This window comes from Streptomyces sp. NPDC017520 (assembly GCF_044329855.1).
Taxonomy (GTDB): domain Bacteria; phylum Actinomycetota; class Actinomycetes; order Streptomycetales; family Streptomycetaceae; genus Streptomyces.
This window is the reverse complement of sequence record NZ_JBIRKB010000009.1, coordinates 1-24,396: the sequence shown is the minus strand read 5'-3', so window position 1 is coordinate 24,396 and position 24,396 is coordinate 1. Positions and strand designations below refer to the sequence as shown.

Genomic DNA, 24,396 nt, shown 5'->3' with positions numbered 1-24,396 from the left:
AATGTCACGCCAGTTTGGGAGCGCTCCCACAAGCACGCTTCCCCACACGCACGCTTCCCCACTCGCATCCCTTACCTCCTGAGCGTCACGGACCCCTGAACCCGTCCGTCGCTACCCCCGACGGACGTACGAGAGGAGCACGGAGCCGCAATGAGAAGCAGAGGCACCACCCCGCACGCACTTCGCAGAAGAGCGGCCGCAGCACTGTCCGCACTGGTCATGGGCGCCGCACTCGCGGTGGCCGTACCCGGACAGGCGTCGGCCGCCGACCGCGTCGACAACCCCTACGCGGGCGCCACCGCGTACGTGAACCCCGACTGGTCCGCCAAGGCCGCCGCCGAGCCCGGCGGCGACGTCATCGCGGACGAGCCGTCCTTCGTCTGGATGGACCGCATCGCCGCGATCGGTGGTACCCCCGGCGCGCGAGGCCTGCGCGCGCACCTCGACACGGCCGTGAGCCAGGGAGCCGACCTCTTCCAGGTCGTCATCTACAACCTGCCCGGCCGGGACTGCGCCGCCCTCGCCTCCAACGGTGAACTCGGCCCCACCGAGCTGAGCCGCTACAAGAACGACTACATCGACCCCATCGCCGACATCCTCGACGACCCCGCGTACGCGAGCCTGCGCATTGTCACGCTCATCGAACCGGACTCGCTGCCCAACCTCGTCACCAACGCCGGAGGGACCGCCGGCTCCACCCCCGAGTGCGCCACGATGAAGGCCAACGGCAACTACGAGAAGGGCATCGGATACGCCCTGAGCACCCTGGGCGCCGTGCCCAACGTCTACAACTACGTCGACGCCGCCCACCACGGCTGGCTCGGCTGGGACTCCAACTTCGTCCCCGCGGCACAGCAGTTCAAGAAGGCCGCGACGATGGAGGGCGCCACCGTCTCCGACGTGCACGGCTTCATCGTGAACACGGCCAACTACTCGGCGCTCCAGGAGCCGCACTTCGCGGTGACCGACTCCGTGAACGGGACCACGGTGCGCCAGTCGCGCTGGGTGGACTGGAACTACTACGTGGACGAGCTCTCGTTCGCGAAGGCCCTGCGCACGGAACTGGTCCGTCAGGGCTTTGCCTCCGACATCGGCATGCTCATCGACACCGCCCGCAACGGTTGGGGCGGCTCTTCCCGGCCCGCTGGACCCGGACCGCTGACCAGCGCCGACGCCTATGTCGACGGTAGCCGGACCGACCGCCGCATCCACGCCGGCAACTGGTGCAACCAAAGCGGCGCGGGCATCGGCGAGCGTCCCACGACCGCCCCCGAGCCGGGGATCGACGCCTACGTCTGGGCCAAGCCCCCGGGTGAGTCCGACGGCAGCAGCGAGCCCCGGGACAACGACGAGGGCAAGGGCTTCGACCGGATGTGCGACCCGACGTACACCGGCAACGGCCGCAACGGCTTCAACCTCACGGGTGCGCTGCCGGATTCCCCGGTGGCCGGGCACTGGTTCTCAGCACAGTTCCAGGAGCTGCTCCGCAACGCCAACCCGCCGCTGGACGGCGGCAGCGGGGGCGAGGACGACACCCAGGCGCCGACCGTGCCCACGAACCTGCGGGCGACGGCCAAGTCCAGCAGCAGCGTCACTCTCGCCTGGACGGCGTCCACGGACGACACCGGCGTCACGGGATACGACATCCTCCGCGACGGCGTCCGGGTGGGGACGACGGCCACGACGACCTACACGGACACCGGCGTGAGCGCCTCGACCGCCTACCGCTACTCCGTCAGGGCCAAGGACGCGGCGGGCAACGTCTCGGCGGCGTCCCCCGCCACACAGGTCACCACCGAGGCGGGCGGCGGCACCGGAACGGGAACCCTCAAGGCCGAATACCGCAACACCGACAGCTCCCCGACCGACAACCAGATCCGGATGTCCCTCCGCCTGGTCAACACCGGTTCGACCGCGGTCGATCTGTCCACGGTCACGGCCCGCTACTGGTTCACCTCCGAAGGCGGCGCGAGCACCTTCGGTACCTCCTGCGACTACGCGGTGCTGGGCTGCGGCAACGTGACACACGGCGTCCGGGCGGTGAGCACACCGGCCACCGGCGCCGGCCACTACCTGGAGGTCGGCTTCGGCAGCGGCAGCCTCGCGGCGGGCGCCACGACCGGGGAGATTCAGCTGCGGATCAACAAGAGCGACTGGTCGGCGTTCCAGGAGAGCGACGACTACAGCCGCTCCACCAACACCGCCTTCGCCGACGCCCCGAGGGTCGGCGTCTACACCGGCTCCACTCTCGCCTGGGGCACCGCCCCCTGACCAGCTCCACCACCGGCCGGACTGCCGGACTGCCGCTGCCCCTCTCCCCGGACGACGGGAGAGGGGCAGCGGTGCCGGGGCCGGACGGACAGGGTCCGGGTCAGCGCACATCGGCCCGGTCGCCGGCGCCGGTCGTGCCCAGACGGGACGACGTGGCCTTGAACTGCGCCTTCCAGGTGCCTTCCAGGCTGCGCAGGGTGCCCTTGACGGTGATGGTGCGCCCCTTGCGGGCCGGCTCGGGGAAGGCGTTGAAGGAGACGATCCGGGCGGGCACAGCGGACACCGTGGGAGCGGCGGCCGAAGTGGCCCTCTCACCGGACGCGTTGACGAAGACAGCACGGTAGCGGTGGCCGTTGAGCGCGGCCGACGCCTTGGCCGACAGGCTGGTCGTGGCGGCTCCGGCGACGGTGCTCCAGGTCGTGCCGCAGTCGGTGCTGTGCTCCCAGCGGACCGAGTCCGCGCCGGTCGCGGCGGCGGTGAACGTGCCGGTCGCGGCGGAGCGGACGGTGCGGGACGCGGGGTGCCGGGTCACGGCGGCGACGGGGACCTCGACGCCGAACCTGAGCGGCTGGGCGACGTCCTGGGCCCGGGAGGCATCCAGGTGGAGTCGCTCCCGTCGTGCGAGTTGAAGCTCGTCACGCAGCAGGCGGTGGCACGGCAGCCGACGACGGGGGCCCCGGAGGGGGCGAAGGTCTCGGTGATTTTCAGCGTGACGCTGAAGGTGCCGTCCGCGCCGACCTGCCGGACGTACGCCGCGTTGCCGAAGACGCTGGCGTCGGCGGTGCCGGGCAGGGCGATGGACTGGGCCAGGTACACGCCGCGCCCGGGCGGGTATCCCTTGCCGCTGACGGTGACCTCGGTTGGCGAGCGTGATGGCGGTTATCCCGTGACTCGGGACCGCGTAGGTGACCGAGCCACCGAAGCGCACATCGGCGGAGCGCTCTGCGGGGTCCACCGATCCGTGCTCGACGGGATAGCCGACCCGTCCGGTCGCGTCCGCGGTCGTGCCGCCGGTCACGTTCACCGAGCCGCCCGAGCCGGTGACGTAGCGGTCCCAGGGGTTCTTGAAGCCCCAGGAGGAACGGCCGGACACCAGGGTCGGGGAGGTCGCGGACGTGGTACCGCCGACCTCGGCCCGCTCGGCTGCGTGGATGCCCGGAGTGGAGGCGGAGGCGGGAACGGCGAGGACTCCGGCGCCCACGGATACGACGGTCAGGGCGGCAAGAGCGGCCAGGCGGCCGCGGCGGGGCATGGACATGCGCTGCGTGTCTCCTTCGGGGGAGGGGCACGGCGCGTCCGGACGGAGCCGTTCCCGGGAGGCGGCCGAAAGAAGGGGGGATACCGGCTTCTCGGCGTGTGGGGACCCGAAGACGACACATCGCATATGAGGAGGCTTACCTAATGGTCACGATGGGGCGGGGCCGGGGACGGTGACGGCGGGCGGACTCCAGCGGCGGGCGCGGGACGCTCCGGCGGAGACGCCGTACTCCTCCTTGAGCTGTTCGGGGATGGCGTAATGCATCACGCGTCCGCGGGTGAGGGAGGACAGTTCGAGGACGGTGGTGAGGTGGCCGAGGCGGTCCAGGGCCCAGGCACCGAGGGGGGACCGGTCCTCGACGGTCTCCAGGACACCGAGGAGGTGGGGTACGGCCTTGACGACGGTGTCCCACGAGGTGCGGGGTACCTGGAGCCAGTCGGCGCAGGTGGAGCCGACCAGGTGCCGGATGAGCGCGGAGACGATCGGGTCGAAGAGGGTCCCGGGCACCACCTCCTCGTACAGGTCGATGAGCTGCCGGGTCAGCAGCGCGCCTTCCTCGGAGGGCCCCATGTGCCGGACCATGTAGAGGTCGAGGAACCGGCGCGCCTCGTCAAGGGTCCGGGGGACGGCCTCCTGGCTGACGCCCAGCATCGCGCCGACCACACGCCAGGCGTAGTAGTAGGCCGCCGCGCCCTCCTCCGACAGGTGGATGCCGAGGCGGTGCAGGCTGTCGAGCACGAGCAGCGAGAAGAACATCTGCCCGCCGATCATGTCCTCCTGGCAGATCGGCGTCCCGAGCGCGTCGGTGTCCCACCGCTTCTCGCGCAGGAGGTGATGGCGGATCGACGCGTGCAGAAGCCGGACCTTCTGGGCGGCGGGGAGGAAGCGGCCTCCGGCCTCGAAGGCGTCGGGCCGCATCAGATAGACGGTGAACTGGCCGGTCTCCGCCATCCGTTTGGAGGGGTACTTCAGCCCGTGGGTGGCGGAGAGGAGCTTCGCCACATGCGGGACCACGTAGCAGGCCGGCATGGAGGCGAACGACAGCGCGGTGGAAATGTGCACGTTGTTGTCGATGAAGAACAGCCGGGCCTTCTCCATCTCCTCCCAGTCGACCCAGGCCGGCGGGGCGCTTGTGGCCTGAAGGTAGTCCCGGGCGACATCGGGCAGCCCGTCCGGCAGGGGAGCGCCGGCGGTGGAGACGTAGCGCATCAGTGTGTTGAACTTGCCCACCTCCCCGCGTTCGAAGAGCGCGGCGACGGTGGCGTCGGCCAGTTCGTCACCGCCCTGCCGCAGGGTGTTCATCGAAGCCTCGGTGTAGGTCAAGACGGACTTCCTTGTTCTCGGTGCGATGCGGTGCGATGCGATGCGAGATGCGGTGTGGTGCGGGGGTGTGCGGCGGGCCGGCGAGGAGTCAGGACAGCCGGACGGTCGCCGAGTTCGCCAGCGCCGTCAGGGCGTCGGCCGCATGTGACGGCACGTCCAGGTCATGGAGAGCGTCGAGGGCTTCCTCGACGCGCGCCGTGATCATGCCTTCGACGAGGCCGGGGGTCTTGAGCCTGCGCATGACCGCGCGCACCGCGTTGAGCCCGTCCTCGTCCAGGTCGCGCCGGCCCAGAAGGGCCCGTAGCCGGTCACGGTCGTCGTCGCCGGCGACCCGCCAGGTCTCCGCCAGCAGGGCCGTGGGCCGGTGGCCGCACACGTCGTCGGCATTGGCCTTGCCGGTGCGCCCCGGGTCTCCGAACAGCCCGAGCAGATCGTCCCTCAGCTGGAAGGCCTCGCCCAGCGGCAGCCCGTAGGCGGAGTAGCCCTCGCGCAGCCGACCGCCGGCCCCGGCCAGCACACCGCCGATCAACAAGGGCTGCTCGACGGTGTACTTGGCGGTCTTGTACCGGATCACCTTCAGCGAGGCCGCGGTGTCCGGCTCCGCTCCGGTGCGCAGGATCTCCAGGCACTCGCCCGCGATCAGCTCCCGGCCCAGAACCGTCCACAACGGGCGGGCCCGGCCCAGGTAGGCGACGGGCAGACCGCTGGCGGTGAACAGTTGCCCGGCCATTCCCATCAGCAGATCGCCGACCAGCATCGCCAGCGACCTGGCGGCGGCGATGGAACGCGGGCGACGGCGCACGGCGCCGCGCAGAGCGATGTGCGCGGTGGGGCGGCCGTGCCGCAGAGCACTGTCGTCGATGAGATCGTCGTGCACGACAGCGGCGGCGTGGATCAGCTCCAAGGAGGCCGCGGCCCGCACCAGCGCATCGCTGTCCGGCTGCCCCGCCGCCCGCCAGCCCCAGTAACAGAACGCCGCCCGCAGCCGTTTGCCGTTCGCGACGACCGCCTCCACCTGCTCGGCCACCGGGGCCAGCGCCGGGTCGATCGCCGCGAACAGCTCGGCCTCCCGGGCGACGAACGGGTGCAGCACCTCGTCGACCCGGAGCTTGAACGCGGCCGCGTCCCAGCGGTCAGGCGTCATCGGCGGCCCGCCGGGCGACGGCATGCCGGGCGAGCAGCTCCAGATGGGCCTGCGGCGGGGCAGCGTACCGGCCCAGTACCAGGCGCCCGCGCGCCATCAGCTCGTGCTCGGCGTCCGCCGCCAGTTCGGCGGCGTCCGAGCGGCGCAGCAGCCCGCGCACCGCTCCCAGGGCCGACCCCACCGCGCTCACCGCCAGATCGGCCGCCCCCGCCACGAGCAGGACCACCCGCTCGTCCAGGTCCCCGTCACGTCCCGCTTTTCGCGTCATGCCACTCCCACCCCATCAACTGCCGACGGCGCGGGTCGCGCGCCCGCCCCACAGCATCGCGACACACCGGGTGTCGAAGGTGCGGAAGTCACGATCGAGTGATCTACTCGCTCGACCGTACGGTTCGCCGCTGCCGCCACCCGCACCGCGGCCTGGCGGCCGGCGACGAGAGTTGTTCGTACTCGCCCAGAATCCCGGCCGCCGTTTCGACGGTCCGTCCCTGAGCGATTACCGCTTCCTCTGCGAGCCCATCCGGGGCCGGCCGGCGCGCGCTCGGCGCGAAGTTGTGGGTGGGTGGGTGGGTGGGGGAGGACGTCCTCGCCAACACGCCGCCGGAGATGCTGCGTTGCCGCGCCGGATGGCGTACGACGGACCGGTCGCGCACCTCCGGCCGTGGTGGGCGCGGTCGGTCCGTCAGCGCCGAAGACCGGCGTTCAGCCGGGCGGCCTGGCGCGTGAGGTGGTCCCGTTCGGCGAGCGTGGGGGCCTGGTGGGCGGCCTCCGCGTACAGCCGCGCCGCCTTCGGCAGATCGCCGTCGCGCTCGTGGAGATACGCCGCCACCGCCGTGTGGCGGGGCAACGTGTCGCTCAGTGCGGCGAGTTCGGTCAGCCCGGCGCGCGGTCCGTCGGCCTCGCCGACGGCCACCGCACGGTTGAGCCGGACGACCGGACTGTCCGTCAGGGCGGCCAGCTCGTCGTACCACTCGACGATCTGCACCCAGTCGGTCTCCCCGGCGGTCGGCGCGTCGGCGTGGAGCGCCGCGATGGCGGCCTGGGCCTGGAACTCGCCCAGCCGGTCGCGGGCGAGGGCCCCCTGGAGGATCTCGACGCCCTCGGCGATCGCTCCGGTGTCCCAGCGGCCCCGGTCCTGCTCGGCGAGCGGCACCAGGCTCCCGTCGGGCGCGGTCCGGGAGGCGCGGCGGGCATGGTGGAGCAGCATGAGGGCGGGCAGCCCCGCCACCTCCGGGTGGTCGATCGCTGCCGCGAGCTGTCGGGTGAGCCGGATCGCCTCGGCGGTGAGGTCGACGTCGCCGGAATAGCCCTCGTTGAAGACGAGATAGAGGACGCGCAGCACGGTGGCCACGTCGCCGGGCTGATCGAACGGCACGCCGGAGACGGTGCGCTTCGCCCGGCTGATGCGCTGTGCCATCGTCGCCTCGGGCACCAGATAGGCCCGGGCGATCTGGCGGGTCGTGAGCCCGCCGACGGCGCGCAGGGTGAGCGCGACGGCGGACGACGCCGTCAGCGCCGGGTGGGCGCAGAGGAAATAGAGCTGGAGCGTGTCGTCCACCGCCGGCACGGGGCCGGGCGCGGGCTCCTCGTCGACGAGGTCCTCCCGCCGGCGCCGGGCGGCCTCCGCCTGGGTCGCGTCGAGGAACCGCCGCCAGGCCACGGTGACCAGCCAGCCCTTGGGGTCCCGCGGTCGCTCGTCCGGCCATACGCGCACCGCCTCGACCAGGGCATCCTGCACGGCGTCCTCGGCCGCCGCGAAGTCTGCTCCGCGGCGGACGAGGATTCCGAGAACGCTCGGTGTGAGGCTCCGCAGGAGGGCCTCGTTCATCGTGGCGTCACTCCGTGACGGTGGGCGGCGCGGACAGGAACGGGCGGACCTCCAGCCACTCGTGGATGGGCTTCCCGCCCGCCCCCGGAGCGGCCGACAGCTCCCCGGCCAGTTGGACGGCGCGGTCGTAGCCGTCGACGTCGATGATCATCCAGCCGGCGATGAGGTCCTTGGTCTCGGCGAACGGCCCGTCGGTGACCGGCGGGCGGCCCTCGCCGTCGTACCGGACCCACGCCCCTTCGGGGGCGAGTGCCTGGCCGTCGACGAACTCCCCGGTCTTCTCCAGCCGGTCCGCGAAGTCCTGCATGTACTGGATGTGCGCCGAGATCTCCTCGGGCGTCCACCGGTCCATCGGTACGTCGTTGACCGAGGCCGGGGCTCCGCGGTAGTGCTTGAGCAGAAGGTACTTGGCCATGGTGTTACTCCTCGGTGCTGTGCGGCCCGTTGTGGCCGCTTTCACTCCAGGGACGGAGCCGGATGCGGGTTCTCGACATCGTCGCCCGAAAACCTCTGGAAATCTTCTCGGCGGGCCGGGCACGAGCCCGCGATCGCCGCTCGTGCGGGCCCACGGACGTGACCGCACGGGCTCCGTGTGCGGCCCACGGGACCGTGACGCGGACCGGTCGGAGACGGGGACCACGAAGACGACAGCCCCGGGGAGTCCCGGAACGACGGGTGAGTACGCGGATCCGCCCCGTGTCAGGACCGTACGGGACCGAGGGGGCGGCGACCCGCTGGTGCTGCTGCACGGCGGCTCCCGCACTAACGGCACGCGCCGACCTCGCCGCCGCCCGCCGCGTGTATCTCCCGGAACGGCACGCCCACGGGCACACGGCCGACGTCGCGGGGGCCGCTGACGTACCAGGCCACGGCCCGCGTCCGAGGCGCCCAGTGGTCCCGCGCGTGCTGGCGAGCTGAACGCCCCGGCCGCCGACGCGTCTCCCGCGCGCGGCCGGTGGAGCCGGTCGAACGAATCCGGCAAATGTCAGTAATAGTTGAGATCCTCACATTTATGCTGGCTCGATGCGATCTGCTCCCTGGTGGGCCTTGGTCACCTCCGGTTGCGCCCCCGTCCTTCTGGTCGGCTCCTGGATGATCGCGCAGCTGCGCCAGGGTCCGGAGTACGACCCCGCGAGGCAGACCCTGAGCGTGCTGGCCTCTTACGGTGCTGCCAGCTACTGGCTGATGACGGGGATGCTGCTGGTACTGGGGACGTGCTACGTGGCGACGGCGCACGCGCTCCGGCCGGCGGCGCCCGCCGGCCGGGTGGCCCTGGCCGGCGGCGGACTGTGCGCACTGGCCCTGACGCTGGTGCCCGTCCCGAACAGCGGCGGGGCTTTGGAGCACGGCGCCGTGTCCACCGTGGGCCTCGTGCTCCTGGCGGTGTGGCCTCCCCTGGCCGCCGTCCGGGACCGGAGGCCGGTGCCGTGGGCGCTGAGGCTGGACGTGTCGCTCGCCGCGAGCGCGTTGATGGGCGCGAGCGCCCTGTGGTTCCTGGCCGAGCTGCAGAGTGCGGGGGCGCCCGGAGTGGCCGAGCGTGTCGTGACATTCGTCCAGGCCCTGTGGCCGTTCCTGGTGGTCGTCTCCTGCCGCAGGAGTGCGGCCTGACGCAACCGAAGCCCCGAAGACGCAGGCGGGGGGAAGCATGTCTTCGCGCGGTCCGTGACACGCCGCAGCCAGGCGTCCAGAGGCGCGCGTGGACGGACATCCACGCGGCGATCGTGGACCTGCTCGCGGGCCGGCTGCCGGACGGATCGGCGGTAGCTTTCTCCTGGGTATCACCCGTGCCGGAACTCTTCGGGGGGCGGTCGCGGGGGCCGTTGTCAGAGGCGGTAGGCAAGATTGCGGCCATGAAGGTCACTCCTGTCACCCCGCCACGGCCGATCGACGTGGCCGCGGTCTTTCCCCAGCTGGCTCCGTTGGCCCGCACGGCGACCCGCCTGCACCCCCGCCCTGGGGGGCCGACGTGGCACGACAGCTCGATCGGCGGGCCGCTGCTGTGGCCCGCCGAGGAGCCGTGGCCGCACTGCGAGGAACCGCATGTGGTGGATGGCGTCAACCGGGCCCAGCCCCCGGCGGATCTGCGGCTGGAACGACGGATCTTCGCCGCCTCGCACGGCCGGGACCTGACTACGGAGGAACGGGAGACTCTCGAACGGATCCGGCCCCCTCGGACGTATCCGGTGAGGCCGGCGGTCCAGGCGTACGACGGCCCCATAGCGATGCTGCCCGTGGCCCAGCTGTACGCACGGGACGTCCCCGATCTGAACCCGCCGGAGGGCAAGGACCTGCTGCAGGTTCTGTGGTGCCCCTTCGATCATCCGATCATGCCCAGGACTCTGCTCTTCTGGCGTTCGGCAGCCGCCGTCACCGACGTCCTCGACACGCCCCCCGAGCCGCCCGCAGTGCAGTTCGACGGCTATCTACCGGAACCGTGCGTGCTCGAACCGGAGCAGATCACCGAGTACCCCGACCATCTGGAGCTGAGTGAAGAACTGCGGGAGCAGCTCAGGCAATGGAGTGTGCCGCAGGCAGCAGACGAAGACATGGACCCGGACACGTACTACGACTGTGTGCTGTCCAACGCACCCGGCTGGAAGGTCGGCGGCTGGCCCGCTTGGAACTCCACCGACCCCAGCTCGCAGCCCTGCTCCGAGTGCGGCACCGGCATGGAGGTCCTGATGACCGTCGCCACGTTCGAGGAAGGGGACGACGCCGGGAACAGCTGGTCTCCACACCCCCACCCGGGTGCTGGACCGTACCCCGGCCACCGCGGCTACAACGCGACCGGGGTCCAGATAGGCAGTGGCTACCGGCAGCACCTGTTCGTCTGCCCGGCGGAGCCCGGGCATCCGCACATCGCGTTGATGACGTAGACCGTCCGTCGTGTGCAGCCGGGGCGTCACGGTGCGGGCATGCCGTGACGCCGGGTGGCCTCGAGGCTCAGGGCGCCTGCCTGCGGGCCCGACATCCGAGAGGGAAGCAGGCCACCCCTGACCCGACCGCGACGTATCGCCCCAGGTCGAGCGCGTGGGACGAGCGACCGCCGACGTCGACACAGCAGCGGACCGCGCGGCCCGCTTCATCGGAGGTGGGGCACAGAGATGGGGCAACAGCAGGGCGAACGGGCCCTACTGGCCCGCGCGGCCCGTGGCGGAGGCGAATCCCAGCCACGTATGGCGGTTGCCCCACCAGCACCAGCCGACCTTGGGAGCGTTACGCCGCTCCTTGCCGTCCCGCCCGGTGCCGTTGCTGATCCAGAGCGCCGGGGTACGTGCGTCCAGGGCGCCGTTCGCCTTGCGCAGCCGGGATCCGATGGTCATGAAGCAGAGGTTCCGCTCAAGCACCGTCGGCTGCTGCAGGACCCAGTGGATGCCCTCGGTGAGCACCAAGGGGGTGCGGCCCGCCTCGGTGAGGGCGGGCAACGCCTCTTCGGGGCTCCAGTTGGCCATGTGGTCGCCGCGGTCGGGACCGGCGACGAAATAGAGAGGCGCGTCGGGAAGTTCGACCGCGTCGGGGCCGAACCGGTCGACGTCGGGCATGTCGACGACGACGAAGCCGGGCTTGCCGTCGCGCAGGAGCAGTGGCGCGAGGGCGGAAGCGGGGGCGCGCTCCGGATGGACGGCGAGCAGGACGTCACCGCCCCGCCCGGCCTTTCGGGCGAACGCCCGGATGTCCTCGGCGGGAATCCCCGCGATCGCGTGCACCCCGAGTTCGATCAGGCGCTCCGCCTGGGCGGAGGGCGGCGGGAGCGGGCGCACGGCGTCGCCAGTGGAAGTATCGGGCAAGGCGGTTCCTCGGATTCACGATTCACGGTAGGGCCGGAGGGTCGAACGAGAAAGTTCGCCGAAGTGTTCCCGACGCGGCCACCACCCGTCCGGGCGGGGCAGGCAGCCGTGCTGCCGCCCCGACGTCGGCGGGGACGCGGGCGATCCGCCGTTCCCCCGACGGCCCGGACGTCCTGCCGACCTCCGTTGCCGGCCGTCCGCCGGCCCGCCGACGGTTCCGAGCGAGCGGGAGCCGGCGAGTGTCGTCATCGTCGACGACGACCAGTCGGCGCGGATGGCGTTGCGGCTCGTCATCGACGGCGAACCGGGTCTGCCCGTCGTCGGGGAGGCGGCTAACGCGAACGCCGCGATCACCGGGGTGGCCAGCAGCGGCCGGGCGTCGTGCTGATGGACGTACGGACGCCCGGCGTCGACGGACTCGGCTCGACCCGGGTGCTCCTGGCCCGGCCGGCGCCGTGCGGGCCGTGGCGGACGACGGCGCCCCCGTGCTGTCGCCGGAGGCCAGAGACCTCGGTGCCGTGATGGACCAGCTCCCCGTTGACGTGCAGGACCCCTGGTTTCCATGGGAAACCGCTCGGGACCCACCGTCGGCGGATTGTCCAGGTCAGCGTCCGAGGGCCCGCGGGCCCCGCGTAGGCGTTTGCCTGGGACCCGATGTCCTGGCCGCCGAAGTACCACCCGACCCGATGGCCCGGGCAGGAGACGATGATGTGCGCCGGCCGCCGCCACGCCAGAGCTTCCGACCTGCGTGTTCGAAGATGGCGAAGACTCAATGAACGTGGAGGAATGCCCCGGCGCCCGGGAAGCCCAGCAGTAAAGGCCCCAACAGCAAAGGCCCCAACAACAAAGGCAAGGAGAGAGATCTCTCCTTGCCACTCTCAACTTATAGCTCACCGGGGGGCTTGCGGCAAGACCCCGGTGCCAGCGCAGAATCCTCGGGTCGAGGCCACCACTCGCGGGAACGGTGGCACGACGTGCGCCGACCGGCCGGGAAAATCCGCCGGTCCATTCGTCAGAGGGAAGACAACCAGGGATGAGTACGTGCCCGACAAGAGGTTCGACAGAGGGCGAGGCGCCGGTGATCCGACCGGCCGCCACAGTGCAAAGGAATACGGCCGCTCCGGAGGTGTCGCGATGACGGACCCGTACGTGTTGGACCTCAGCGAGGCCGACGAGACGCGTGTCGCTGCTGTCGGCGGCAAGGGCGCACACCTGGGCGGACTGTCGCGGATCGAAGGCATCCGCGTGCCGGACGGCTTCTGCGTGACGACCGATGCCTTCCGGCGGGCCATGGAGGAAGTCCCGTCGATCGACGAACGGCTCGATGAGCTGTCGCGGCTGAACCCGGAGGACCAGGAGGCGATTCGCACGCTCAGTGCACGAATCCGCCGCATCATCGAGGAGATCCCCGTCCCGGGCGACGTCGCGGCGGCGATTACTGGCTCGGTCGTCCGGTTCGGTGAGCAAGGTGCGTACGCCGTCCGGTCCAGCGCGACGGCGGAGGACCTGCCGACGGCCTCCTTCGCCGGTCAGCAGGACACGTATCTCAACGTCCTGGGGCCGATCGCGGTCCTCCAGCACATCAGCCGGTGCTGGGCCTCGATGTTCACCGAGCGGGCCGTCGTCTACCGACAGCGGAACGGCATCGACCACCGAACGGTCCACATGGCCGTGGTCGTGCAGCGGATGGTCTTCCCGCACGCGTCCGGCATCCTGTTCACGGCCGACCCCGTCACCGGCAACCGGAAGGTCGCCACCGTGGACGCCGGCTTCGGCCTCGGCGAGGCCCTGGTCTCCGGCCTGGTGAACCCGGACGTCTTCACGGTCCGGAACGGCGAAGTCGTCACCAGGACCGTCGCCGCCAAGGAGCGCGCCCTGCACGCCCTGCCCGCCGGCGGTACGCGGGAAGTGGCGGTCGACGCACGACAGCGGGAGCGGCCGGCGCTGACGGATGAGCAGGCCGTCCGCCTCGTGGGGCTCGGCCGCAGTATCGAAGCGCACTTCGGCTGCCCGCAGGACATCGAATGGTGCCTGGTGGACGACGGCTTCCGGTTCGTGCAGAGCAGGCCGATCACCACCCTCTTCCCCCTCCCCGTCATCGAGAACGGCGACGAAGGGGATGACGGGGAGAACGACGAGGGGGACGACGGAGGGAATCGCGTCTACGTCTCCGTCGGCCACCAGCAGATGATGACCGACCCCATGAAGCCCCTCGGGTACTCCATGTGGCAGCTGACGGCCATGGTGCCGATGCACGAGGCCGGCGGGCGGCTGTTCGTCGACGTCACCTCGCGCCTGGCATCGCCCACGAGCCGCGACAGCCTGCTGGACGCCATGGGTAAGGGCGATCCGCTGGTCAGGGATGCCCTGGAGACCGTCCTGGAACGCGACGGCTTTGGCCCCTCGCACCCGGACGCGGCCCCCGGCGGGTCGCCGTCCACCGGTGCGCCCGCCCCGATCGAGACCGATCCGGCCGTCGTCACCGAACTGATCGAACGCAGCCGGACGTCCATCGCGGCGCTGGAACGTGACATCCGGACGAAGAAGGGTCCGGCGCTGTTCGACTTCCTCCTGGAGGCCTTCGAGGAGCACAAGCGGGTTCTCGCCGACCCGCTGAGCATGCGGGCACTCATGGCGGGGATGGACGCCACCTGGTGGCTCAACGACAGGCTGCGGGAGTGGCTGGGCGAGAAGAACGTCGCGGACACGCTGACGCTGTCGGCCCCCGACAACATCACGTCGGAGATGGGACTGGCGCTGCTCGACGTCGCTGACGTGATCCGCCCGTTGCCGGGGGTGCTGGGTTTCCTGCGGGACGCCGAGCAGCTGGAGGACGGCTCTTTCCTGGACGAGCTGGCGAAGACCGAGGGCGGAGGCGAGGCACGGGAGGCCATCGAGGCGTACCTCGACCGGTACGGCATGCGCTGCGTCGGCGAGATCGACATCACCAGGCCGCGATGGCGCGAGCGCCCCACCACGCTCGTTCCGGTGATCCTCGACCATGTGCGGAACTTCGGGCCGGGCGCGGCCGAGCAGCGCTTCGAACAGGGCCGGCGCAAAGCCCGGCAGAAGGAGCAGGACGTGCTGTCACGGCTGCGGGCCCTGCCGGACGGGGACCGGAAGGCCGAGGAGACCCAGCGGATGATCGACCGGGTCAGGACCTTCATCGGATACCGGGAGTACCCGAAGTACGGCATCGTCAGCCGCTACTTCGTCTACAAGCGGGCCCTGCTGGCGGAGGCCGAGCGACTGGTGCGGGAAAAGGTGCTCACCGAGAAGGAGGACGCCTTCTACCTGACGTTCCAGGAACTCCACGAGGCCGTACGGTCCAACCGGGCGGACGCGCGGCTCATCCAGCGGCGCAAGGAGGCGTTCCAGTCGTACCACGCGCTCACCCCGCCCCGGGTCCTCACGTCGGACGGTGAGGCCCTCACCGGCGCGTACCGGCGCGACGACGTGCCGGCCGGTGCGCTGACCGGCCTGCCGGTGTCCGCCGGGACCGTCGAGGGCAGAGCCCGCGTCATCCTCGACATGGCGGAGGCCGACCTCGAAGCGGGCGACATCCTGGTCACGACCTTCACGGACCCCAGCTGGTCGCCGCTTTTCGTCGGGATCGCGGGCCTGGTGACGGAGGTCGGCGGTCTGATGACCCATGGCGCGGTGATCGCCCGGGAGTACGGTCTGCCGGCCGTCGTGGGCGTGGAGCGGGCCACCCGGCTGATCAGGGACGGGCAGCGGATCCGTGTCCACGCCTCCGACGGGTATGTGGAGCTCCTGCCCTGACCGCCCGCACCGAGGGTTCCGCGTCTCCGGCGCGGCCCGCCCGTGATGCGCCGTGTTTCCCTTGGCCCGGCCGGGTCAGACGGCTGACCAGCCGTCGTCGACGGGCAGAACGGCGCCGTTGACGAAGGAAGCCGCATCGGACGCGAGTCAGACGATGGCGGCGGCCTGTTCGGCCGCCGAGCCGATGCGCCCGGTGTTCGCGCCGATGAGGCTCCTGAGGACAAAGGGGCCGCGTGCTCCGGGGCGGCTGTCGACACCGATGCCCGTCGCGGTGGGTCCGGGCGCGATGATGTTGGCCCGGATGCCCTGCCCGTGGTACATCACCGCCAGGTTCTTCACCAGCCCGGTGATTCCGTGCTTGGCGGCGGTGTACGCGGCCCCGGCGGCGCCGCCGCGCAGGCCGGCCTCGGAGCCGGTGAAGACCAGGCAGCCGGACACCGCGGCCCCCATGTGGGGAAGTACGGCGCGGGTGAGGAGGAAGGGAGCGGTGAGGTCGTTGCGCAGCACCCGGTCCCACTCGGCGTCGTCGGTCTCGTGCGCCGCCGGCATACGGTCCATGATTCCCGCGTTGTTGACCAGGACATCGACCCCGCCGAACTCCGCCGGCGTGTGGTTTCTTTTGGGGTTGGCTACCCGGTGTTTGGTCAGGTTCCCGGCGGTTGTCAGGGTGGTGTCTCCGGCGGTTGTGGCTCTTCGTAGGGTCTCCTCGGCGTTCTCTGCGTCGAGGTCGGCTGTGAGGACGTGGTCGTTCTGCGGGGCGAGGGTGGGAGTGGTGGCCCGGCCGATGCCGGACGCGGCCCTGGTGGCGGTCACGCTCCGCGGGGTGCGGGAGGCGATGTCCGGAGCGGGTACGGGTGCGTTCATGGTTCGGTCCTTCCGGCATTGCGAGGGCTGAGGGCCGAGGGCTGGGGGTTCGAGGTGGAGGAGCGGGCGGGCCGATCGAGCCGTGTCAGGTGGGGTGGACGGTCCTGCTCCGGAGGATTTCCTTCATGGACTCGTCGCGCCAGCGTTCCAGAAGCTCGTGGAAGGCGACGGCCCCGTGCGGATAGGCGATGGGACCGTTGGGGCGGCCTCGCCCTTCACGGTTGTAGTAGCCGGGAGTGCACTCGGTGTGGAACCACTCGTGGTCGGGCGCGCCCTCGGCCAGTACGGAGATCCAGGCGTCCTCGGTCTCGGGGGTGGGTTCGATGAGGGCGCCGCCGGCTTCCGCGGCTGCGATGAGGGCGGCGGTGTGGATGGCCTGTTCATCCAGGATGTGGGTGAAGTTGACGCTGCTGGCGTTCTGGAGGGACCCCATCTGCAGGAGGTTGGGGAAGCCGTTGCTCGTGAAGCCGTGGAGCGTGCGCGGGCCCTGCCACGCCCACCTGTGCAGCAGCTGGACGCCGCCCCGGCCATGGACGGGGAGCTTGCCGGAGTGGATGCCGGAGGTCCCGACGTTGAACCCGGTGGCGAAGATCAGGCAGTCCAGTTCGTACGTGGTGCCGGCGACCGTGACGCCGTGCTCGGTGACGCGTTCGATGCCGTGGGTGTCCGCGGTGTCGACGAGAGTGACGTTGTCGCGGTTGAACGCCGGGTAGTACCGGTCGGAGAAGGTGGGGCGTTTGCAGGCGTAGCGGTACCAGGGTTTGAGCTTCTCCGCTGTCCGCGGGTCGGTGACCGTCTGTTCGACGCGGGCGCGGAGTTCGTTCATCTTGGCGGCGTCGGCGGCCTCGTAGGCGGCTTCGAAGGCCTGCCGGTCACCGTGCCGCCGCCGGAAGCTCGGCAGGAGCTTCTCCAGCAGGACCGCTGACGCGGTCCACCGGTCCGCCACCAGGTCCTGGTCGGCGCTCTCGCCGGAGACGATGCGGAGGTAGTTCTCCCGTCGCCGCCTGGCCCAGCCCTCGCGGTCGGCGCCCACGTCCCGGGCGGTGGTGCGGCGGTTGCCGCGTTCGTCCACGGTGGAGGGGGTGCGCTGGAAGACGTAGAGGTGTGCGGCGTCCTCGGCCAGCATCGGGATGACCTGGATGCCGGTGGCCCCGGTGCCGACGATACCCACCCGCTTGTCCGCGAGTCCGGCCATGCCGCCCTGGGGGGTCCCGCCGGTGTAGGCGTAGTCCCACCGTGAGGTGTGGAACGTGTGGCCGGCGAAGTCCTCGATGCCGGGGATCCCGGGAAGCTTCGGGTCGGTGAGGGTGCCGGTGGCGTTGACGACGTACGTGGCCCGGAAGGTATCGCCGCGATCCGTGGCCACGACCCAGGTCTCGGACGCCTCGTCCCAGGACAGCGAGGTGACCCCGGTGGAGAACAACGCATCCGCGTACAGATCGAACTTCCGCGCGATCCGCATCGCGTGGCGGCGGATCTCGTCACCGGGGGCGTACTTCCACTCCGGGACATAGCCGGTCTCGTCGAGCATCGGCAGGTAGACGTGGGACTCGACGTCGCAGTGGACTCCCGGATACCGGTTCCAGTACCAAGTGCCGCCAAAATCACCGCCCTTGTCAAGAATCCGGACGCGCTCGACGCCCTGCTGCCGCAGGTGCGCCCCGGTGAGGATGCCGCCGAATCCGCCGCCGATCACGGCGACCTGGACGGTGTCGTGGAGAGGGTCACGCACGACCGGCCCGGCCGTGTACGGGTCCGCGGCGTAGTAGCCGAACTCGGCGTCGGCGTCGCGGTACTGGGCGGCGCCGTCGGGACGCACACGCCGTTCGCGTTCGAGCCGGTAGCGCCGCCTCAGTGCGGCGAGCTCGTGGGGAGCCGGTGCTTGAGGAGTCGTCATGTGGGGGTCCTCGATCCGGATGTCGGGGCGGCCCCGGTCGGGCGGCCGTCCGCTACGGTAGCAACTACCGGACAACACTGTCCGGTTGAGGTCGGAGCGGCACAGCGACATTCGGCCAGGTGTTCCCCTCTCCGCAGGCCGCCTACTTCCACCGCCCCCGGAACCCGCCCACCCCGACAGGAAAAGTGATCCCCCCATGCAGCGACTTTCAGCCCGGTCCCTTTCCGCGCTCGCCACCGTCGGCGCGCTGATCCTCACCGGATGCGGAACCGAGAGCGGCGGCCCCGAGGACAAGGTGTCTTCGGTCTCCGCGGGCAGGACCATCCAGGCACATAAGGTCATGCGGCTGACCCAGGTACACAGCGAGACCGGGATGACCTTGCTCGAGGGCCCAGTGTTCGGAGACGACGGCGGCCTGATCGTCGTCGACGTCACCGCACCCGAGGGCAAGCCCAAAGTCATCCGCGTGGACGTCGCGAAGAAGACGTCCCGGGCGATCCACACCGACGGCAAAGGGGCCTATACCTCGGCACAGTTCAGCCCGTACGACGGACGGCTCTACCTCAGCGACTTCGCGCACGGCGAAGTCGTCAGCCTGGCCCCCGACGGCGGCGACCCGCGGACCTTCTTCTCCCGCGAGGTCGACGGAGCGCGGATGAACCCCGACGACATCGCCTTCGACCAGGAGGGCAACCTGTACGTCAGCGACTCACGCGGTCTGTCCGAGGGCAAGGCGCACGGCCGTGTGGTGCGGATCGACCGGAAGGGCGGCCGCGCCACCATTCTGGCCGACGGTCTGGCCGCGCCGAACGGGGTCTCCTTCGACGCGGACTACCAAGGGCTGTGGTTCAGCGAGCTCACCGAGAACCGGATCTCCTATCTGCGCCTCGACGAGAAGGGCGGGGTGACGTCCCGGCACACCGCCATCCGGGTGGACGGCGGACTAGCCCAGACCGACTCGATCGCCGTGGACGCGGACGGCAACCTCTACCAGGGGCTGCACGGCCGGGCGGCCATGGCCGTGTACGACCGGCACGGTGAGCGGCTGGCGACGGTGGAACTTCCCGCGCGGGCCGAAGGCCTGGAATCGGCGACCAACGTGGCGATCACACCCGGCGGGACCAGGGCATACATGACCGTCAGCGGTCCCGCCGGGGGCTACCTGTACGCCTTCGACGCGCTGGCAGAAGGCACCCGGCAGTCCAACGGCGGCTGACGCGGACCCCGGCTCAGCCGCCGAAGGCCCGCACCGGCCCCACCTCGACGCCGAGCAACCGCCAGCCGGCCAGCGCCCGGTGCTCGCGCTCCTCGCGGGTGGGGCCGATGACGGCGGCGGAGACCATGGCGACCGAGAGCACGAGGTCGTCCCCCGCACTCAGCCGATGACCGCGGGGAAGGTGCTTGCGCAGCGCACACTCCACCCGCTCCGACAGCGCAAGGGCCTGCGCCCGGATACCCGAGCGCCCGCCCGCCCGGTCGGAGTGCAGAAGACCGATGAAAGCCGCCGACTCAGCAAGATGCCACGTCAGCACACCGAGCACGGCGTCGAAGGTGGCGTCCTCGTCCGCGGCGGCCTCCTCGACCTGCCGCACGTTCTCCTCCAGGACCGCCGCCACCGCGGCACTCCGGTCCGGAAAATGCCGGTAGAGAACGCCCTGCCCCACCCCGGCCCTGCGCGCGATCGCGGAGAGCGGCGCCTCCAGACCCTGCTCGGCGAAGACCTCCCGCGCGGCGATGACCAGAGCGGCCCGGTTACGGGCGGCGGCCTTCGGCCCGTCGTTCGCCGGCCGCCGCCCATCCTGCTCGATCTGGTCCGTCACCCCGGCAGCGTACCGGCCGGACAGGCACCCCTCACCCCCTACCTCACCTCCCCGGCCGAGCCGGCAGGCGGCAACGCCGCGTCGAAGCCCGGGCAACACCCACGACAGTGCCTGCACACTGAGCTTGTTCCTATTCTTCCGGGCTCGAACGCCGTCTCGTACCGGGTCGCTCACCTGGGGGTTCGCCGGACGTGGGAGCGGCCTCCGCCCGATCATGTGCTCCGACCAAAGTGCACGTGACCACGACCAAGGCCGTGAGAATGAGTCTGCTGCCTGATGCTGTCCGGAGGGAGACGGACGCGGAAGCGTCACGCTTCCGGAGCGAGTTCTATGAGTGTCTGGGCGCTCGGCGCGACGAGTTCGTTCGAACTGTCCGACGCCGTCTTGTGTGCGGACGGTGCAGTGAAGTCCCCGATGGATCAGATGTTGCTGCCGGAGCATCGTCGTGAGCACGAAGCGATGTACGGAGGTCTGAATCACGGCCGGATCGACATTCGGCCGACTGCGTACCGTGCTGGCCGGACTGCCGCTGCCGCGGTTCGAGGACGGGCCCCTGGCGCTGGCGGTGGATGTGTCGCCGTGGCTCCGCCCGCACGCGCCGTGTTCCGCGGACCGTCTGTTCAGCCACGTCCACGGACGGGCAAAAACGGCCCAGCAGTTCATACCGGGCCGGCCGTACCCCTTCGTGGCCGTGCTGGAGCCGGGTACCACGTCCTGGACCGCAATCCTGAACGCGGTCCGGCTCGGGCCCGCGGACGACGCGACCGCGGTCACCGCCGCCCAGCTCCGAGGAATGGTCGAACAACTCATCGCCGCGGGCCAGTGGCAGGCCGAGGACCCGCATATCGTGATCGTCAGCGACGCCGGCCACGACGTCACTCGCCTGGCCTGGGTCCTGCGTGACCTGCCGGACGAACTGGTCGGCCGCGTCCGCCCCGACCGCGTGAGGCGTCTGCCGAAGCCACCACCGACGCCATCAGTAGCCGCATGCTCCTGCCCGCCTGGTTCACCACCGTCCCCGGCCCGGCCCCGCCCGCCCGGGACACCGACCCTGGCTCGAATGCGCGACCCGCGTCCTGCTCTACCGCCTCACCTACCGCGTCGACGACCAGGCCCTCGCCCTCGGCCCCAGCCCCGAAGACGAACACCGCCACCTGCGGTGGAAGGAACTGACCACCGAACCCCGCCCCTGGTGACCCGCACCTCAGCGGACACCCACGCCAGGTGCCGTCGCCGGCCCCCCAGCGCTCCGTTGATGATGCTGCCGTTCTCGGTGGGGACCTGGCCGCGGCTTCGGCCCGGGCGGGCGCACCCCGAAGGCCGGCAGCCGCCTCCTGGAAGGCCGCACCCGGGACCAGATGCCGCTGCCCGTCCCGACCTGACCGAACGCCCAACGATGCGGCCGGGCCCCGAGAGAGAGCAGGGCCCGGCCGTACGGAGGTTCCCGAGCACGACTACGCTGCCGCCCACTCCACTCCGAGGTCGGCAAGCGCGGCGAGCTTGCCTGCGGTGAGTTTCCCACGCCTGCTCTTGCTGTTACTCAAAAAAACCCCGAGCTTCACGGGGTGCCCATCACCGTCAACCATGATTGTTTCTGTGTGGGCTCTGGGGACAACCAGAGAGCCGGTGCGGGCCTTGTACTGCGCCAGGGCCGCCACGCCTTTCTCGAAGGTGCTCACAGCATTCCTGGGTCTCTTGGCGGGCTCCGCCTGTTCCGGGGACAGCGGGACGACGCCGACCACCTCCAGGAGCTCGCGCTGCCCGTCCATCAGCCCCACCCAGACCGTGTGCCGACGCTGCTTCGCCAGCCACTTCCCCACGTCCATGCCGTGCACGGTGAACCCGGGCAGGACCTCGGAGCGGTCCTCCTCGTCCGTCAGTAGCTCCCGCAGCGCTGCGTAGTGCCTCTGCCACTCCGCCGACCACGCCGGGTTCCAGTGCTCATCCACGGCCTCCAGCGCCGCCCTCCACTCAGGGTGACCCTCCAGCGCACCCGCCCGGCGGAGGTTCGACAGCCACTGCCCCACAGGCCGGTCCAGCATGGTGGCGGACCGGGGAGCGCACAGGGTCCAGTGCCGGTCGTAGTACGCCTTGGCGGCCTCCAAGTTCTCCTGGAACCGCTCATCGGCCGGCTTCCACACCATGCCCAGCTTCTCCAGCCGCTGGGCGCGCAGGCCGGTCATCTGCCCCGCCCCGTACGCCCGTCGCTGCTCCGCGACCCACTGCCCGAGCGGGTACGCGCCTTCCTTGTGCCCGTACGGAACCCGGGCGTGAAGCTCACGTTCCGCGAACTTCTTGAGCGCCGCCCAGCCGCGTCCCCAGTCCTGGCGCTCCGTGTCGATCACGTTGAAGGAAATCCAGTCCGCGACCATCACCGGGTCACGGGGAGCGGCAAAACGGAGCAGAAGACGGGATTCGTCCTCGCCTTCCTCGGGCGGCGGACCAATGTACTCGGACGGCTGCGCGACGTCCTTCTGAGGCTCCTGCGGAATCGCGAGCAATTCGATTGCCTCTTCGTCGTGAGCGCGCAGACCTTCCAATACCTTCACCAGGGGCTTATACGATCCGGAGGTGAACATGTCTTCCGGCTGCTCTCCGGGCTGGAGAAATACAGGCACGATCAGAGAGGCCACTTTCCCCTGTCCGGGCTTTTGACGCAGCGCCCGTCCGATGGCCTGGACGATGTCGTGAGGGGCCCCTTTGGGGTCCAGGAGGGCCACCGAGTCCACGGCCCGGATGTCGACGCCCTCTCCCAGGACCCGGCAGTTCGAGAGCACGGCCCGCATCGCGGTGGACCCGAAGCCGCCCAGGACTCCCCGCCGGCGCTCGGGAACGTGCTCGCCGCACAGCCAGTCCGCCCAGATCTTCGCCGGGTACTTCTCGGGCTGGTCGGCGTGCAGCTTGGCCGCGACGCGCTGAAGGCCCTCCGCGTAAGCCTGTGCCTCTATCGTCCGGTGGTGGAAGGTGATGCAGGTCGACAGGTTGTGCTGCTCCATCGTGTGGAGCAGGGCGGCCTGGAGCGCCCCGAGCCGCTCACCGCGGACCTTCTCGCTGTGCCGCTCCTCGCCCATCAACCGCTCGGGCGTGACGACCGGGTCCTGGAGCTCCAGAACGATGATCTGGTACCTCGCCAGCAGCTTCCGCGACACGGCCGACGCCAACGAGAGCTTGTAGAGGACCGGCCCGAAGACCCTCTCGTCATCCATGGAGGCCGCCATCTCGCGCGGCAGCGGGTCGCGCACCCCTTCGGCGACGTCGCGGTTCAGCCGCTCTTCCCAGATCCGCGGCGTGGCCGTCAGGTACAGCCGGCGGTGCGAGGGGATGACGCCCTGGTTGTGGACGTCGGCCCACGCCTTCCCCATCGAGCCTGACGTCCGGTGTGCCTCATCGACCACCGTGAGGTCCATCGGGGCCAGCTGCTGCCCGTAGGCGCCCTCGAACGCCTCCGCCAGGACCCCCAGCGAGGCGTACGTCCCGAAGATGGTGACCGGCCCGGAGCTGTGCCACAGAGCCAGCTGCACCGGGTTGGTGGTGGAGCGCACCTTGAGGTTCCACAGTTCCGGGTCGTCGGTGAGGCTGCACACCGCAACCGCCGGCCCCGCGTGCCCGGCCTCGCGCCACGCCTGCACCGTCTGGGTCAGAAGGTCCAGCGTCGGCACCAGGACGAGAATGCGGCCCTTGGGCACAATGCGCTTCGCCGACGTTGCCGCAATGATGGTCTTTCCCGTGCCACACGCGGCGTGCACCTGACCGCGAAGGCCATTCACGGGGATACCGCCCGGCGGGATATCGAAGCCCCGCACGATGGCGGCAACGGCTTCGATCTGGTGGTCACGCAACTTCACGGCCATTTCCCGTGCTCTCCTTTTCGCGGAATGTCGCGCGTAATCAGAATGGAAGATCCCGGCGCGATGGTGTGGCCCGAGGTTGTGGTGTCTGGACCCAAACACTACACAGGCGTGATCCGTGATGCAGCATCCGCGCACCAACTTTCACCCCCAGGGTGATACATGGCCGAATCTTACCCCGAAGCGGCCGGTTATCCTGTATGCTGATGGGGTATTGGTGAGTGCGAGCGGGCAGTTTCGAGGGTGGGGGAGTGGTCAGGGTGGAGCGCAGCGGAACCCCTCACTGCGGCGAGGCCGGCACCCGCCCAGCCCGACAGGCCGTCACATCCGTTGTGGAGGTGGTGGCCAGGAACCCCAAGCCCTACACAGACCCCCGCGTGACACCCCCCTTGCTGCCAGCCCAGGCGACCGCGCTTGCGCGGGTGCCCGCAATGAGCGCTTGCGCGAATTGCATTCCCTTTAGGGATTCCGTTTACGGAATCCCATTCCGGCGCAAGCGCCGGAATGGGAATTGCGCTTGCGCAATTCATTCACTATGACCCGGCTTGCCGGGTCATAGCCCGCTCCGCGGG

General features: G+C 70.5%; 14 protein-coding genes and 5 pseudogenes. 7 read left to right on the top strand and 12 right to left on the bottom strand.

The genetic code is table 11. The features are described 5' to 3' along the window. The first annotated feature begins 150 nt into the window (after window positions 1–150). Window positions 151–2,271, top strand: coding sequence for a glycoside hydrolase family 6 protein (locus ACH4KB_RS22130; protein WP_398067598.1), 2,121 nt, complete (start codon window positions 151–153; stop codon window positions 2,269–2,271). Between the two features lie 175 nt (window positions 2,272–2,446). Here ACH4KB_RS22130 and ACH4KB_RS22125 read toward each other — a convergent pair. From ACH4KB_RS22125 to ACH4KB_RS22100, 6 genes and pseudogenes are all read right to left on the bottom strand, one after another. Further along, window positions 2,447–3,529: pseudogene (locus tag ACH4KB_RS22125) on the bottom strand (HtaA domain-containing protein); the annotation flags it as partial. 147 nt (window positions 3,530–3,676) lie between these two features. After that, window positions 3,677–4,852, bottom strand: a complete 1,176-nt coding sequence (locus tag ACH4KB_RS22120; protein ID WP_398067597.1) for an oxygenase MpaB family protein — start codon at window positions 4,850–4,852, stop codon at window positions 3,677–3,679. 88 nt (window positions 4,853–4,940) lie between these two features. After that, window positions 4,941–5,996, bottom strand: a complete 1,056-nt coding sequence (locus tag ACH4KB_RS22115) for a polyprenyl synthetase family protein (protein WP_398067596.1) — start codon at window positions 5,994–5,996, stop codon at window positions 4,941–4,943. Next, on the bottom strand, window positions 5,986–6,264 hold the full coding sequence (locus ACH4KB_RS22110; RefSeq protein ID WP_398067595.1) for a polyprenyl synthetase: 279 nt from the start codon (window positions 6,262–6,264) through the stop codon (window positions 5,986–5,988). Before ACH4KB_RS22110 ends, ACH4KB_RS22115 begins: the two co-directional genes overlap by 11 nt. 414 nt (window positions 6,265–6,678) lie before the next feature. Next, window positions 6,679–7,824, bottom strand: a complete 1,146-nt coding sequence (locus ACH4KB_RS22105; RefSeq protein ID WP_398067594.1) for an RNA polymerase sigma factor — start codon at window positions 7,822–7,824, stop codon at window positions 6,679–6,681. Between the two features lie 7 nt (window positions 7,825–7,831). Continuing rightward, on the bottom strand, window positions 7,832–8,239 hold the full coding sequence (locus ACH4KB_RS22100) for a YciI family protein (protein ID WP_398067593.1): 408 nt from the start codon (window positions 8,237–8,239) through the stop codon (window positions 7,832–7,834). Window positions 8,240–8,847: 608 nt separating this feature from the next. Between ACH4KB_RS22100 and ACH4KB_RS22095 the strand changes: the two genes are divergently transcribed. Both ACH4KB_RS22095 and ACH4KB_RS22090 read left to right on the top strand, forming a co-directional pair. After that, window positions 8,848–9,432, top strand: coding sequence for a DUF998 domain-containing protein (locus tag ACH4KB_RS22095; protein WP_398067592.1), 585 nt, complete (start codon window positions 8,848–8,850; stop codon window positions 9,430–9,432). Window positions 9,433–9,674: 242 nt separating this feature from the next. Further along, window positions 9,675–10,700 (top strand): hypothetical protein, encoded by a 1,026-nt coding sequence (locus ACH4KB_RS22090; RefSeq protein ID WP_398067591.1) that lies wholly within the window; start codon window positions 9,675–9,677, stop codon window positions 10,698–10,700. Window positions 10,701–10,955: 255 nt separating this feature from the next. Here ACH4KB_RS22090 and ACH4KB_RS22085 read toward each other — a convergent pair whose 3' ends face one another. After that, a complete protein-coding gene (locus ACH4KB_RS22085; RefSeq protein ID WP_398067590.1) occupies window positions 10,956–11,612 on the bottom strand; it encodes a DUF5701 family protein in 657 nt (218 codons plus the stop codon). Window positions 11,613–11,886: 274 nt separating this feature from the next. Between ACH4KB_RS22085 and ACH4KB_RS22080 the strand changes: the two are divergent. Beyond that, window positions 11,887–12,068 (top strand): annotated as a pseudogene (locus tag ACH4KB_RS22080) (response regulator transcription factor); the annotation flags it as partial. A gap of 11 nt (window positions 12,069–12,079) precedes the next feature. Here ACH4KB_RS22080 and ACH4KB_RS22075 read toward each other — a convergent pair. Then, window positions 12,080–12,346, bottom strand: a pseudogene (locus ACH4KB_RS22075) (DinB family protein); the annotation flags it as partial. Between the two features lie 400 nt (window positions 12,347–12,746). On the opposite strand from ACH4KB_RS22075, the gene rph reads away from it, so the two are divergent. Beyond that, window positions 12,747–15,395 carry a rifamycin-inactivating phosphotransferase gene (gene rph, locus ACH4KB_RS22070; RefSeq protein WP_398067589.1) on the top strand — a complete coding sequence of 883 codons (2,649 nt, stop codon included), beginning with the start codon at window positions 12,747–12,749 and terminating at the stop codon, window positions 15,393–15,395. Window positions 15,396–15,470: 75 nt separating this feature from the next. Here rph and ACH4KB_RS22065 read toward each other — a convergent pair. Continuing rightward, a pseudogene (locus tag ACH4KB_RS22065) lies at window positions 15,471–16,259 on the bottom strand (SDR family NAD(P)-dependent oxidoreductase). An 85-nt stretch (window positions 16,260–16,344) separates the two neighbouring features. Next, window positions 16,345–18,156, bottom strand: coding sequence for a flavin-containing monooxygenase (locus tag ACH4KB_RS22060; protein ID WP_398067588.1), 1,812 nt, complete (start codon window positions 18,154–18,156; stop codon window positions 16,345–16,347). A 196-nt stretch (window positions 18,157–18,352) separates the two neighbouring features. Between ACH4KB_RS22060 and ACH4KB_RS22055 the strand changes: the two genes are divergently transcribed. Continuing rightward, window positions 18,353–19,372 carry an SMP-30/gluconolactonase/LRE family protein gene (locus tag ACH4KB_RS22055; protein ID WP_398067587.1) on the top strand — a complete coding sequence of 340 codons (1,020 nt, stop codon included), beginning with the start codon at window positions 18,353–18,355 and terminating at the stop codon, window positions 19,370–19,372. 13 nt (window positions 19,373–19,385) lie between these two features. On the opposite strand, the gene ACH4KB_RS22050 is transcribed toward ACH4KB_RS22055, so the two are convergent. Further along, window positions 19,386–19,976 (bottom strand): TetR/AcrR family transcriptional regulator, encoded by a 591-nt coding sequence (locus ACH4KB_RS22050; RefSeq protein ID WP_398067586.1) that lies wholly within the window; start codon window positions 19,974–19,976, stop codon window positions 19,386–19,388. Window positions 19,977–20,236: 260 nt separating this feature from the next. Between ACH4KB_RS22050 and ACH4KB_RS22045 the strand changes: the two are divergent. Beyond that, window positions 20,237–20,940: pseudogene (locus tag ACH4KB_RS22045) on the top strand (transposase); the annotation flags it as partial. A 490-nt stretch (window positions 20,941–21,430) separates the two neighbouring features. Here ACH4KB_RS22045 and ACH4KB_RS22040 read toward each other — a convergent pair. Further along, window positions 21,431–23,827: a Helicase associated domain protein gene (locus ACH4KB_RS22040; RefSeq protein ID WP_398067585.1), complete on the bottom strand. Its 2,397-nt coding sequence runs from the start codon at window positions 23,825–23,827 to the stop codon at window positions 21,431–21,433. Between the last annotated feature and the right edge of the window lie 569 nt (window positions 23,828–24,396).

Coding starts and splice junctions, on each gene's coding strand:
- ACH4KB_RS22060 (WP_398067588.1), bottom strand. CDS start 18,156: ATGACGACTCCTCAAGCACCGGCTCCCCACGAGCTCGCCGCACTGAGG.
- ACH4KB_RS22105 (WP_398067594.1), bottom strand. CDS start 7,824: ATGAACGAGGCCCTCCTGCGGAGCCTCACACCGAGCGTTCTCGGAATC.
- ACH4KB_RS22055 (WP_398067587.1), top strand. CDS start 18,353: ATGCAGCGACTTTCAGCCCGGTCCCTTTCCGCGCTCGCCACCGTCGGC.
- ACH4KB_RS22090 (WP_398067591.1), top strand. CDS start 9,675: ATGAAGGTCACTCCTGTCACCCCGCCACGGCCGATCGACGTGGCCGCG.
- rph (WP_398067589.1), top strand. CDS start 12,747: ATGACGGACCCGTACGTGTTGGACCTCAGCGAGGCCGACGAGACGCGT.
- ACH4KB_RS22095 (WP_398067592.1), top strand. CDS start 8,848: ATGCGATCTGCTCCCTGGTGGGCCTTGGTCACCTCCGGTTGCGCCCCC.
- ACH4KB_RS22100 (WP_398067593.1), bottom strand. CDS start 8,239: ATGGCCAAGTACCTTCTGCTCAAGCACTACCGCGGAGCCCCGGCCTCG.
- ACH4KB_RS22110 (WP_398067595.1), bottom strand. CDS start 6,264: ATGACGCGAAAAGCGGGACGTGACGGGGACCTGGACGAGCGGGTGGTC.
- ACH4KB_RS22115 (WP_398067596.1), bottom strand. CDS start 5,996: ATGACGCCTGACCGCTGGGACGCGGCCGCGTTCAAGCTCCGGGTCGAC.
- ACH4KB_RS22130 (WP_398067598.1), top strand. CDS start 151: ATGAGAAGCAGAGGCACCACCCCGCACGCACTTCGCAGAAGAGCGGCC.
- ACH4KB_RS22040 (WP_398067585.1), bottom strand. CDS start 23,827: ATGGCCGTGAAGTTGCGTGACCACCAGATCGAAGCCGTTGCCGCCATC.